The organism is Rahnella perminowiae, from assembly GCF_019049755.1.
Taxonomy (GTDB): Bacteria; Pseudomonadota; Gammaproteobacteria; order Enterobacterales; family Enterobacteriaceae; genus Rahnella; species Rahnella perminowiae.
In genome coordinates this window covers 1-12,319 of the sequence record NZ_JAFMOS010000490.1, presented here as the reverse complement: position 1 = coordinate 12,319, position 12,319 = coordinate 1, and the positions used below count along the sequence as shown (strand labels likewise).

At 52.0% G+C, this 12,319-nt stretch carries 9 protein-coding genes; all 9 read right to left on the bottom strand.

The genetic code is table 11. The features are described 5' to 3' along the window. The coding region (locus J1785_RS09705; RefSeq protein WP_217219310.1) for a DUF2345 domain-containing protein at positions 1-2,513 on the bottom strand (2,513 nt) is incomplete at its 3' end. Positions 2,514-2,594: 81 nt separating this feature from the next. Continuing rightward, positions 2,595-2,936 carry a putative T6SS immunity periplasmic lipoprotein gene (locus J1785_RS09700; protein ID WP_217138922.1) on the bottom strand — a complete coding sequence of 114 codons (342 nt, stop codon included), beginning with the start codon at positions 2,934-2,936 and terminating at the stop codon, positions 2,595-2,597. Beyond that, a complete protein-coding gene (locus J1785_RS09695) occupies positions 2,933-3,478 on the bottom strand; it encodes a type IV secretion protein Rhs (protein WP_129991032.1) in 546 nt (181 codons plus the stop codon). Before J1785_RS09695 ends, J1785_RS09700 begins: the two co-directional genes overlap by 4 nt. Positions 3,479-3,501: 23 nt before the next feature. After that, positions 3,502-6,177 carry a type VI secretion system ATPase TssH gene (gene tssH, locus J1785_RS09690; RefSeq protein ID WP_217219309.1) on the bottom strand — a complete coding sequence of 892 codons (2,676 nt, stop codon included), beginning with the start codon at positions 6,175-6,177 and terminating at the stop codon, positions 3,502-3,504. A 161-nt stretch (positions 6,178-6,338) separates the two neighbouring features. After that, positions 6,339-6,830, bottom strand: coding sequence for a type VI secretion system effector Hcp (gene hcp / locus J1785_RS09685; protein WP_129953524.1), 492 nt, complete (start codon positions 6,828-6,830; stop codon positions 6,339-6,341). Between the two features lie 31 nt (positions 6,831-6,861). After that, on the bottom strand, positions 6,862-8,556 hold the full coding sequence (locus J1785_RS09680; RefSeq protein WP_217219308.1) for an OmpA family protein: 1,695 nt from the start codon (positions 8,554-8,556) through the stop codon (positions 6,862-6,864). A gap of 3 nt (positions 8,557-8,559) precedes the next feature. Continuing rightward, a complete protein-coding gene (gene tssL, locus J1785_RS09675; RefSeq protein WP_217219307.1) occupies positions 8,560-9,213 on the bottom strand; it encodes a type VI secretion system protein TssL, short form in 654 nt (217 codons plus the stop codon). Continuing rightward, positions 9,210-10,547 (bottom strand): type VI secretion system baseplate subunit TssK, encoded by a 1,338-nt coding sequence (gene tssK / locus J1785_RS09670; RefSeq protein ID WP_217219306.1) that lies wholly within the window; start codon positions 10,545-10,547, stop codon positions 9,210-9,212. The genes tssL and tssK overlap by 4 nt, the downstream gene beginning before the upstream one ends. Positions 10,548-10,558: 11 nt before the next feature. Then, entirely contained in the window at positions 10,559-12,106 is a 1,548-nt protein-coding gene (gene tssC, locus J1785_RS09665; protein WP_217219305.1) for a type VI secretion system contractile sheath large subunit, read from the bottom strand. Positions 12,107-12,319: the final 213 nt, after the last annotated feature.

The window sequence follows — 12,319 nt, the reverse complement described above, 5'->3', positions numbered from 1 at the left end:
CCTACCTGCATACTGGTTGGGGTAATTGAATTTATATCAGCCGTCTTTCCTGCTGTGTCTGAGAATCCTTCAAATATTTCACCTTCACCTGTGGTGATTTTATATTTTGTGAAGGGCTTTATTTGCCCGGATTCAGGATCTTTAAGAGTAAATCCTCCGCTATAACCTTTTGGGAATTCAAACTTAGGAGAGTCGAGACTTGAGGAGCCCATTTTCTGTACATTAGCGGCTTTCAAAAAAATATTACCCGGCGCACCCAGCTCGATATTACCATCGCTAATCTTGATGTAGGCCCCTGCGCAGTTAAGTATCAATTCCTGGCTGGCATTCACCGTCACTTTTCCTTCCTTGCTGGTGATAGCCACATCTTTTTGAGCTGAGGCAGCGAGTTCATCGGCCTGTGCTTGAATATCGACTTTGCCATTACCGGCAAAAAACTGCATTCCTGTATTCTGTGCAAAGAGGCTTACGGAATCCCGGGCTGAAACAGTGAAGGATTTACCGCTGCTTATATCCGTGTTTCTGCCCGAAACCACGGCAACGCTTTCATTGCCGGATGCCACGCGTATGGCTTTTGGACTTACGAGGCCAATGCCGTCCGGGGCTGTTATGACAATACCCGGAGCTTTCATCTTGCTGAGGGACTTATTCAGTGTCTGCTGGAAATCTGTATCACCTGGAGTTGCCTTTGCTGTTTGTGCGGCTTTCGACATGCTCCTGGCCAGAGTGAGCGCTTGTTCAAGCTGGGCTATTGCATCGTCCATTTCCAGCATTTGACCGCTGGCTCCCGGCTGCGTATCTGCCGTGATAAAAATCCCTTTCCCGCCGCGTATCGCTCCCCATTTATCCGTTCTCAGCTCAAACCCTTCACCGCGCTGTCCGCGTTTAGCATCCACATTATGCCCAAGGTTCAGCTGGGTTTTACCCCCATATTCGGTGCTGAGTTTGATGTGTTCTTCGCCGCGCTTATCTTCCATGCGCAGTTTGTTATTTGCAGGCGTGCGGATGACGTTGCGGGTGTTGTTTTTCTCGGTGACGTGATCGGTATGACGTGAATCATGAAGCGCGTGCGCGATATACGGGCGATCAGGGTCACCGTCGTGGAATGCGATCGCCACTTCAGTGCCCTGGATCAGCGGGAAGTGGATACCATAGACATCGCCGCCATAAGGTTTGGCGAGGCGGACGGGCATGCTTTCCTGACCCTGCGCCTTTTCATCCTGATCAGCATCGAATTTGACGCGATATAACCCCGCAGCATCCTGCCAGGCATAGATGTCGTTGGCTTTTGCGCTGGTGACGCGTGCCATCATCGTACCGCTGACTTTAGGACGCGGTTTAAGAGCAGGGCGCCAGCACAGGGTTTCGCTGTAGGGGGCAGCGGTAAAGTTCACCGATAATGAAGTCGCCCTGCTTCCGGCAAAACGTAAACCAGTGATGACGACGGGCGATTGCCAGACTTCCGGAAGGGTAGGTGGCAGAGTGCTTTCCTGGACAGTGAGCACTTGTAGCAGGACCAACGTCGCATCCGTGCTACTTCCACTCAGTTGGGTTTGTGCTGCTAAAAAACGCTCATGCTCAAGACGTGCCCAAAAGTTGCCGCTTTCCGGTGCGGGTGTCATTGCGTCACCGCGAACTAAATGGCGGGGCTGGTACTGGTAGACATCCCCATAAGTGATGCCATCACCGTCACCCCGGCTCATATCTGCCCGTGCGGAAACCAGTGAAAGCTGGGCTTCCCGATGGTTATAATCTTTAGCCAGTACCGACGCCTCGACAACCTGATGGCGCAGTGCCAGACCCCATACCGCTTCGACGCCGTTATCATTCATCCCAGCCGGATTACCCAATGGCAATGTCTTACCAAACTGGTAGCAACTTTGTTTATCGCCAAATACCACTATCTCGGTTTGTGTGTCTTCCTGAAGCGTGAAGGTATAGAAAATCCCTACTTCGGCCAATAAACGCTCGATAAACGCCCGATCACTTTCATCAAATTGGTTAATTTGTTCACGCTTCGGATAGCTCAGTTTTAAATTGAACTGAAACTCCCATCCTTTGAAGTTGTGTTCGCGCAGAATCTGTTCAACAACCTCAGGGATGGATTTTTGGAGAAAGAATCGATGTGAGCGCTTCTGATTACCTAAAAGTGCGAAGAAGGGTTCAACGGTAATCTGATAATGGGCTTCATCCGCTGAGCCTGTCAGACGGGTGAAATGAGTCACCACGCCATGTACGACTTTTTGCACGTGCGGCATCGACATACCTGGAACCAAAACCCCTGCGGTTTGCATCGTCAGCGTTGTGCTACGCCTTAACATCGTTTTCGCATCAATATCTTTATTGGCGCAGGTGAAATCGATTTTGTAACGATACCCGTAACTTATTTCTTCCTGTCCCGTAAAAGACTCCACGTCGAGATACACATCACAGCTCTGAACATCGAGTCGGTAACGATTCAGGCTTCCGGAGAGCGAATTAGCTGTATCGGTTAATGTATCGATAATATTCATTTTGCATCCTTCTGCATTACCCTGAGTCAGCAAATCATGCTCCGGTAATATGTGTCCTTTGAATGATTAAATTGGCAGGAACTATTTAGCTATAAACGTAGCCGCAAACACTTCTCTACTTCCGTTTTGGGTGTCAATGACTGAAAAGCTCACGTTATATTCATTATTAGCGATAAATGCATAGCCCATTAAAGGTAAGCAGCTATTTCTGGCATATATTTTTTCAGTGAAATTGACAATAAACTCATTCGATTCCCCTGTTTTTTGTATTTTCATCCGTTCGAAGACCGCGTTTTCATCTGTCTCCGAGGAATATACGCACACTTGTCCGTCAGACTGTTCTACTTCAGCGATATCCCAAGGGATCCTGTCACCCAGGCATCCGGTGAGCAGAAAAACAAGCATTAATATTGTTATCTTCATAGTGCCTCCGGTGACGGAAATGAACCCAGAATGCTCTCATACATGCGTATAAGATCGACATCAGCATAATAACTGTCTTTATTAATAAAGTTATTGCCCCAAAGTCCTTGCCAGGTGCTATATCCCATATCCCGCAACACATAATAATCTGAGACAATAGAGGCTTGTTGTTCCATGGAATAGTCAGACAGACGGTTTTTAGTCAAATCATAATGATAATTTGCAGCCCAACTGAATAGTCCGCGAAGTTTAACCAGCATGCCATGCTGATACTGCCAGACGTGGCAGAGTTCATGTAAAAAAACATGCCTGCTGTCTATGCTTATTCTGTCTGATGAAAAGTCAGCGTAATAATAGCCTTCCCGGAAATAAACCTCTCCGTTTGGCGTCATGGCGACATTCTTCGCCTGTAAACCGAACGGAAGGTAGCTGCCGCAATGGATCCAGACTGTTGAGTAGTTGATCTGTTCGCCGTAAAGCGTTTGCGCTAATCTGACTTCCCCCGGAGTCATTCTCCTGAGCTGTCCTTCTCCGCCTGACATATACGTTTCCTTTAAAGTGAAAATCATAATACATATTGGAGTGAAAGCGTTTCCTGGTCGTCAAATTCCAGCGTAATCCCGTCTTCCTCATCCCAGCCCAGTGCCAGCGCGGTGATGCGCTGTTGCCCGGCTATGCGTTGCAGTAATTGCTGGCTGAGCACCGGCAGGACCTGCTGATTAAGCAGGCTGTCGATGTTGCGCGCACCGGTATCAGGCAGCAGGCAGGCACCGACCAGCGTGTCGTACAGGCTTTCTTCGATGGTACAGCGCAGGCCGTAATATTTGCTCAGACGTCTGGCGACTTGCGCCAGTTTCATCTCGACGATAGTGCGCATGGCCGCAGCGTTCAGCGGTTTATAAATCAGCGTCTGGAAGCGGGCGAGCAGCGCGGGCTGGAAATGATCGCGCAGGATCGGGCGCAGCAATTCCTGCAAATCGCTGTCGGTCGCTTCCGGCTGTTCATCCAGGAGTTGCATCAGGTGGTCGCTGCCGAGGTTGGCGGTCATCAGGATCACGGTGTTACGGAAGTCGATTTCGCGTCCTTCGCCGTCGCGCATAAAACCGCGGTCGAACACCTGATAGAACAGATTGATGACGTCACGGTGCGCTTTTTCCACTTCATCGAGCAGGACGACGCTGTAAGGACGTTTGCGTACGGCTTCCGTCAAAATGCCACCCTGCCCGTAACCGACGTAGCCCGGAGGTGAGCCTTTTAGCTGGGAAACGGTATGTGCTTCCTGATATTCACTGAGGTTGATGGTGATCAGCGATTTTTCGCCGCCGAACAGGCAGTCGGCAAGCGAGAGAGCTGTTTCTGTTTTACCTACGCCGCTCGGGCCGACCAGCAGGAATACGCCCAGCGGGCCGTCCTCAGACGTCAGGCCGGTTTTGGCGGCACGCAGACGCTGTGCCATGCCGGCCAGCGCATGATCCTGGCCTACGACGCGCTTATTGAGATTTTTTTCCAGCTGCAGCAAATCGGTTTGTTCGTCTTTCAGCAGGCTGGTCAGCGGTACGCCGGTCCAGTCTGCAATCACTGTCGCAACGGTACGCACATCAACATCCGGCGATAGCAGCGGGATGTTGCACTGTAAATCAGTGAGTTGCTTTTGCAGGCTGGCAATTTCTTCCTGACGGCTGATGTCCTGACGGGTCTCCAGCAGTTGCTGTGTGAGGTCCTTTTCCGCGTGGTACTGAGCAGTCAGTATATTAAGTTGTTCGTCTAAGCTGTCGGTCTGTTGTTCAATCTGTTCCAGACGTTCACCGTGGGTTTTACTGCCCAGTACGATGTCTTCCAGCAATGCCTGCTCTTCCATTTCCAGCGCGGTGATCTGTGCCTTCAGGCGGGTCAGGTCTTCCGGCAGGGTATCCAGGCTCATGCGCACCCGGGCGGAGGCGGTGTCGAGCAGATCGACGGCTTTGTCGGGTAACTGGCGGCCGGTAATGTAGCGGCGGGATAGACTGACGGCGGCTTTCACCGCGTCGTCAGTAATATGGACACCATGATGTTGGGCATAACGGGATTTCAGACCGCGCAGCATCAGGCACGCCATCTCGTCATCCGGTTCATCGACTTTGACTATCTGGAAGCGGCGCTCCAGAGCCGCATCACGCTCAAAATACTGCTTATATTCAGACCATGTGGTAGCGGCAATGGTACGCAGTTCGCCGCGGGCGAGGGCAGGTTTAAGCAGATTAGCGGCATCCGCACCACCGGCCTGATTACCTGCTCCGATAATGGTGTGCGCTTCATCGATAAACAGCAGTACCGGCGACGGCGACTGTTGCACGGCATTGATGACGTTTTTCAGGCGCTGCTCAAACTCGCCTTTCACACCGGCTCCCGCCTGCAACAGACCCAAATCCAGCGTACGCAGACAGACGGTTTTGAGGCTCTCCGGCACATTGCCTTCCGCAATGCGTAAGGCCAGGCCTTCAACCAGTGCGGTTTTCCCTACGCCCGGTTCGCCGACCAGAATCGGATTGTTTTTACGGCGGCGGGACAGAATATCCACCATCTGACGAATTTCATTGTCGCGACCAAATACCGGGTCAATCTGACCGGCTTTGGCTTTTGCGGTGACATCCAGCGTAAATTTATCCAGTGCGGCCTGCAGCGCTTCGCTTAATGACTGACCACGCATACCCGCATCAAGTTGCGAAATAGCAGCATTATCGGAGAGCGATGACGGCGTACGGTTCAGGCTTTCCTGCTGCTGTAGCGCCGTGCGCTCTTCGGACAAAGTATCCAGCACCGGTTTCAGGCGACGGATATGTTCTTCGCTCAGGCTGAACAGCGGCCATAATCCTTCACAACGCAGCAGGCGCGGCTGCGCCATCAGTGCCTCCAGCAGATGTACACTGCGGATGTTCTCATTGTCATCTTGTAGTGATGCAACCAGCCAGCCCGCTTTCATCAGCATTTGCAGATCCGGAGAAAGTTGCGGGCGGGAATGTACAGAGCGTGGCAGCGCATCAAGATGTGCCAACAGGCTTTGCCACAAGGCGTCCATATCCCACTCGTAGCGGCGGGCCAGTACGGTAATGTCACCTTCGCCCAGTTCCAGCAATTTGAGCAGCCAGTGCTCGACAGTGATTTCACTGTGGGCTCGGGTCTGGCAGAGCGTTGCGGCGCCCTCCAGCGCTTTGGCACAATATGGGTTTAAGCGGCGAAGTAATACGGCTGACTGATGTTCCATGCTGAGTTCCTTTTTTGGGTACGCTACCGCCCTTAGCCATTTCCGTTGCAGGAAACCCAGGCCCATAAGGTCGATGTCCGTTTCTGTTTTTGTTTGCTTCATCCTCAGGCAGCGGTTCAGCAAACAAAAACAGCAGACGGTGAACCGTCTGCTGTAAGGTCTTACGCGGTAGTACGTTCGTTCCACGAATCGGAATGAATGATGTTGCCGTCTTTGTAGGTCCAGGTGATTTTTTCGTAACGCAGCTCAATAGCTTCGAGGTGGTTGTGTTTCTCTTTAGCTGGATCTTTTATGTCGTGCATTTTTGGCGCGACTTTCACCAGCTTGACGTTTTCCAGTTTGGTGTTGAAATACTCAACTTCCTGCCCTGCGTCGTTGATGCGATACCATTTGAACTCAGCAGATTTCAGGGTCTGACCGGTGGTCACGGCTTTGTACAGGTAGGGGCTGGAGGAATCGATTTCTTTGGTAAACAGGAACGGGGTGTGAATACGGGTACCTGTCAGTTTGCCGGTATTGTTATCGGTCGGGATATACAGGTTGTGATCCTGTGCAACGACTTCGATGCTGCCTTCGCGATCTCTTACGTCTACGGAACCTTTAATGTCCGCACCGCCATCATCTTTCAGCCACAGATAAACAGGAATTGCCATGGGTAGTTCTCCTTTCAAGGTTAAGCATTCATCAATCATTTGATGAATGTGGGGTTGCTGTTGCCTGACAGGCATCTGCCTGTGGCACCAGACTGATTTCGACACGGCGATTAGCCGCACGGCCTTCCGGGGTGTCGTTTGTTGCAATCGGGCGGGTTGCGCCGTAGCCCTGTACGGCAAAACAACTTTCCGGAATGTCGCCGGTCTCTCGCATCCAGTTGCGTACTGACTCTGCACGCCGGTACGAGAGGAGTTGGTTGGATTTTTCATCCCCTGTAATATCGGTATGACCCGCTACCACGATCAGCCAACCCGGCTTAGCTTTGATTCCAACCAGCGCGTTGATCAACACTTTGGTGGAACCCGTTTTGAGCTCAGATTTACTCACGTCAAATAGCGACAGGGAATCTAACAGGATAGTTTTCGGTCCCTGCACAATTTGCGTAAGTACTTGCGGTGGTGGCGGAGGTGGTGACCAGCTATTAATCGCGGCTTCAAGCGGCGCAATCAGCCGCATACCCTGATATAAACCCACTGACATGCGCATCGGCGCTCCGCTGCGTAACCATTCATCCAGCAAACTGGCGTCAGCACGGAGTTGCTGCTGTGCAACTGTTTTAGGTGATGGAGGAGTGCCACTGAGGCGGTTATACAGGGCAAGGTGATCGCCCACGCTTTGTACCAGACGCTGGTTATTAACAAACGATGCGAGAAGCGCAAACAGGAGGAAAACACCACACAGCAAACCTGCTAACTGCCAGACCTGCATAAGACGAGAGACGCCATGACGGCGTGGCAGATAAGGCAATAACACTTCCGGCAATGGCAGACATTCCTTCACCTCGTGAACGTGAGGTGTGAGTGTGGTAATGCCATCTATATGACCCTGCCACAGATTGTCCGGGCTACCGGTGACGAGGGTAAAACAAGCTCCCCAGACGCAGGGGATCAGGGCAGGGACATCGCCTTGTCGCTGAGTGAGGATGTTGCCTACGTGAGTTTCAAGCCACGGCAACAGGCTCTCCATCCAGAAGACAGCGCTTAACTTTTCCTGACTGTTTCGTGCATCTGATCGCTGGCTCCATTCCACAAGTGATATAACACCGGCACCGGCTTCCTGGACCTGAACATCTTTAAAGTCAGGCGTGATGGTGAACCAGCGTTCAGTTTCAGTGGCGGATGCCGAGGGAGGCGAGAGCCATGTGCTGATCCAAACGGGAGGAACTCCTGCCAGCCAGCTTTTACATTGCACAATAGCCCGGTGCCAGACATGTAGCCTCTGTGTTAAATCATCCTTTTCCTGATGTTGTTCAGGCAAAATGGCAAGCAACACAGAAACCTGAGCAATAAGCGCCGGACGCTCCGCTGCCAGATGTTTCGCCAGTAACGGCAGATCTTCCGGCAATGCGACCGGCAGATACCACCCCTGACGCGTTTCACGGAAGGGGATGGATACGGAGAACAGCGGCATACTGTCGCCACAAACCAGCACCACAGCGCCTTGAAAACCTTCAGGCGGGAGAATGGCATCTGCGATTTTTACTTGAGCAATTTCATCGCGGTTGTACCCGCGCCACTGAAAATAACCCATGGTGAGGCTGATGATCGACACAAGCATGCTTAGTACAATACGGCTGACGATGCCAAGCGGCCAAAAACCCAGAATGAGCCACAGGGACAAACAGGCAGCTAAAGGCAGCAATATTAACTGTGTTAATCCGCGCATCCGTCAGTGGTTCCCTGTCAGTTTAGAAACCATGTGCGTCAGCTGTGTGTTTAATACAAACCAGAGTGCAATCAGTATTACGATGCCCGCGACCCATGAGAACCAGTAGGTTTTGCGCCCTGAACGAAGGCGTAGTGAACGCGAAACGATCGGCGTTTCTTGTGCCGAGGCAAAAGGCGGTACTAACTGATTCAGTTTGCGCACAACGTCTTCCCTGCGCTCATCTCCTTGGTCCCGATAACGGCCAGCGAAGCCGAGCATCAGCGCCCGGTAAAAACAGGTTAGCACCGCGATATCCGGTGCTGGTTCCTGGAGTACCTTACGGATGCGTTCCCAAAACTCTTCCCCTGCATTGAACGTATTGAAATAACGTGCCTGCAACGGGTCTTTAATCCACTTCGTGTGGCCGCTGTCCTTTTTCTGACGATTGAGAATACTTTCATCAAGTAAAGCACACTGGGTATACAGCATATGGTCACAGCTGGTTTCGCTAAAACCGGCAGCTGACAGCTTCTCGTGCGCAGTGTCAATCCATTCACAGGCACGACGATAGAGGGCCTCTCCGTCATTAATTTCCTGCCCGTTACGCAACTGGCTGACCATTAGCCAGCAGGGATAAAATACTTCATCAATGAAAGACGTATTTTTTTTGCTCATGAGCGCAGCACCGCAAACAGTTCGAGTTTAATTTCGCCCAGCGAGCCGGGGGTATAAAAGGCACAGTTGCCTGAGTCCAGCATGGTCCGTGCAGCCGGGCTGTTCAGATCCAGGGCAAAATACTGGTTCTCTAGACGCAGCGGGATAGCCGCCGGGACGTGAGACAGCGCCTTCATTACCACTCCGTTCAGCGCCACATTGACTACGTCAGAAACATCCTCAAAGCTGCCTGCTTTACAAAGCAGGGGGAACTGGGTTTGCAACAGGTGGTTAGGAATGGAGGAGCGTACGGAAAGGTAGAAATCTGCACCGTCTCGCAGACGGGCATCGTGCAAGGAACCTGTCCAGAACTGAGCTTCATGTGTCAGCTCAATCGCGACCATACGGGATGGCAAGCTGGCTTCGAGCAAGGCATCCAGCAGGCTGAATAGCGGAGGGAAAACTTTCTCCGGCACATCATGCTGATACATAGGAATATCTTCAGCTTTATGCTCGAGAGAAAACGTTAGCAGACTGCCCGCCAGCCGCACCAGTTCACGATAGAACAGTTCGGGATGGCGGTCCGGAGACTGATAAAGCTCCATCAGAACCGGTTCCGCGCTGTTAAACGCATTCAGCAACCAGAATAAGGACACATCAGCCACTGCAAAGTCAGCCATCCGTTCATTGCTTTCACGGCGCATTTCCATCAGACGGCGACGGCGGACCTGCAGGCGATGGATCAAATCACCCAGTTCGGTCAACACTGTCGGACTGGAAGATAACGAAAGCATCGGCGGGATGAAATTCGCATCCTGCATCCACTGACCCTGCGCATTACGTACAAGACGTACGACAGGGCAGGTCAGATATGCACTGTTTTCCTGATACGCAAAACGCAGCGTGATCGCATGACGCTGGATCGCCAGTTCTGTCCGTTCATGCCCTGATAATTCTTGCACCGTCACCCATTCCTGCTGCCAGCGACGCGGCCGCTCACTGTCCTGACCATCATCAAGATTGCCGCCGTTGGCAGAAAGCAGCGGTAACGCCAGCACCACCTCTACCTGATCACGATCAGCAATTGCTGACAAATCACACGCAGGGGGGAGATTATCAGCCAGTTCAGTATCCACCAGCGTGCCGTCGGGAAAGCGAACCGCCAGACGAAGGGCATTCAGGCGAGACAGCGCCAACGAGCCAGTGTCGAAAGTCGCTTCAATAACACCCCAGGGATGGGCCAGCGTCATATGCGCAACAGTATCGGCGACAAAAGCTTCCCAGCGGGCTTGTTGCTGGAACTGTTGCGGGGCCAGAAAGGCCCCGTCACTCCATAACGGACGATAAATTTTCATCGTTTCTTCGTTTATGCCTTAGCCTTTGGCATCTGAGAAACCAACGACAGGTTCACGTCCATACCTTCCACCTGGAAGTGCGGTACGGCGTAGAGTTTCACGCGGAAGAAGCCCGGGTTGTCCTCGATATCTTCTACGGTCACTTTGGCATCACGCAGCGGGTGAGAAGCCTGCAGATCGTCGCCCGGATCGGTCATTTCAGTCACCAGCGTGCGGACCCAGGTATTCAGCTCCAGTTCCAGCAGACGGCGGTCTTTGGTGGTACCGATATTTTCGCGTTGAATCAGTTTCAGATAGTGCGCAATGCGGGACAGCAGGAAGATATACGGCAGACGGGCATTGATGCGGCTGTTTGCCGTGGCATCCGCAGTGTCATAGAGCGCCGGTTTTTGTGCCGAATTGGCAGAGAAGAAGCAGGAATAATCGCGGTTTTTATAGTAGGACAGCGGGATAAAGCCCAGATTAGCAAATTCAAACTCGCGGGTTTCCGGGATCATTACTTCAGACGGAATTTTCACCTGATTGCCGGTGCCCAGATCGTACAGGTGGATCGGCAGATCAGTCACTGCACCGCCTGCCTGTGGACCACGGATTTGTACACACCAGCCGTTTTTAATGAAGCTTTTCACCATATTGGCGGCAAACGCGAATGCCGCGTTGGTCCAGAGATATTTCTCATGGTCCGGGCCTTTCACTTCTTCAACATAGTTGAAACTGCGTACCGGTACGGTATCCGGACCATAAGGCAGGCGACCCAGCACGCGCGGCATGGTCAGACCGATATAGCGGGAATCATCGGAATCACGGAAGGATTTCCACTTGATGTATTCCGCCCGGTCAAAATAGTTGCCGATATCTTTAATTGCGGCGACTTCTTCCATGGAATCTTTCAGGAAGAATTTAGGGCCGACTGCGCCCACGAACGGCATATGCGCCGCCGCAGAGACTTTAGAAATATTACGCAGCAATGCGACATCTTGAGCTGACGCGTCAAACTCGTAATTGGAAATCACAGAACCGATAGGCTCGCCGCCCGGAGTGTCATATTCCTGAATGTAGGCATGGCGATACAGGCCGCTCTGAATGATTTCAGGGCAATCTTCGAAATCCTGACGCAGGTCGTCTTTGGAAACGTCCAGCAGTTCAATTTTGACGTTTTGGCGGAAATCGGTACGGTCCACCAGGAATTTCAGCCCACGCCAGCCGGATTCAATCAGCTGGAATTCCGGATGATGCATGACCACGTCTAACTGACGACTGATCTGGCTGTCGAGTTCGGCGATGTGATGGTCGAGCAGGGTTTTGTCCAGGCGTTCAACATTCTGGCCGGACAGCTTGAGGCGTTCCAAAAATACCTGTACAGCGGCTGTGACACGCTGATCGGCGGTAACATCGGCCAGTGCAGACGTGTCCTGAAAATCGTTCAGGTCACCCAGTGACGACACAGGCGTCAGGTTAATTTTGTCAAACAGGGAAGCGTATACAGTGCCCGCTTCAGGGCGATCCAGAACGGTTGTCTGGCTGGAAGAAGAATTTTCAGTATTGACTGACATAAGCATTATCTCGCATTAATCCATTAAGTGGAGGCAATTACGCCTTTGGTGCCAGGGCATTCAGCTCACTGCGCAGCTCGTTGCTCAGCGCAGGATATTAACAAACGATGCGAGAAGCGCAAACAGGAGGAAAACACCACACAGCAAACCTGCTAACTGCCAGACCTGCATAAGACGAGAGACGCCATGACGGCGTGGCAGATAAGGCAATAACACTTC

Coding starts and splice junctions, on each gene's coding strand:
- J1785_RS09700 (WP_217138922.1), bottom strand. CDS start 2,936: ATGAAGATAACAATATTAATGCTTGTTTTTCTGCTCACCGGATGCCTG.
- J1785_RS09695 (WP_129991032.1), bottom strand. CDS start 3,478: ATGTCAGGCGGAGAAGGACAGCTCAGGAGAATGACTCCGGGGGAAGTC.
- tssH (WP_217219309.1), bottom strand. CDS start 6,177: ATGGAACATCAGTCAGCCGTATTACTTCGCCGCTTAAACCCATATTGT.
- hcp (WP_129953524.1), bottom strand. CDS start 6,830: ATGGCAATTCCTGTTTATCTGTGGCTGAAAGATGATGGCGGTGCGGAC.
- J1785_RS09680 (WP_217219308.1), bottom strand. CDS start 8,556: ATGCGCGGATTAACACAGTTAATATTGCTGCCTTTAGCTGCCTGTTTG.
- tssL (WP_217219307.1), bottom strand. CDS start 9,213: ATGAGCAAAAAAAATACGTCTTTCATTGATGAAGTATTTTATCCCTGC.
- tssK (WP_217219306.1), bottom strand. CDS start 10,547: ATGAAAATTTATCGTCCGTTATGGAGTGACGGGGCCTTTCTGGCCCCG.
- tssC (WP_217219305.1), bottom strand. CDS start 12,106: ATGCTTATGTCAGTCAATACTGAAAATTCTTCTTCCAGCCAGACAACC.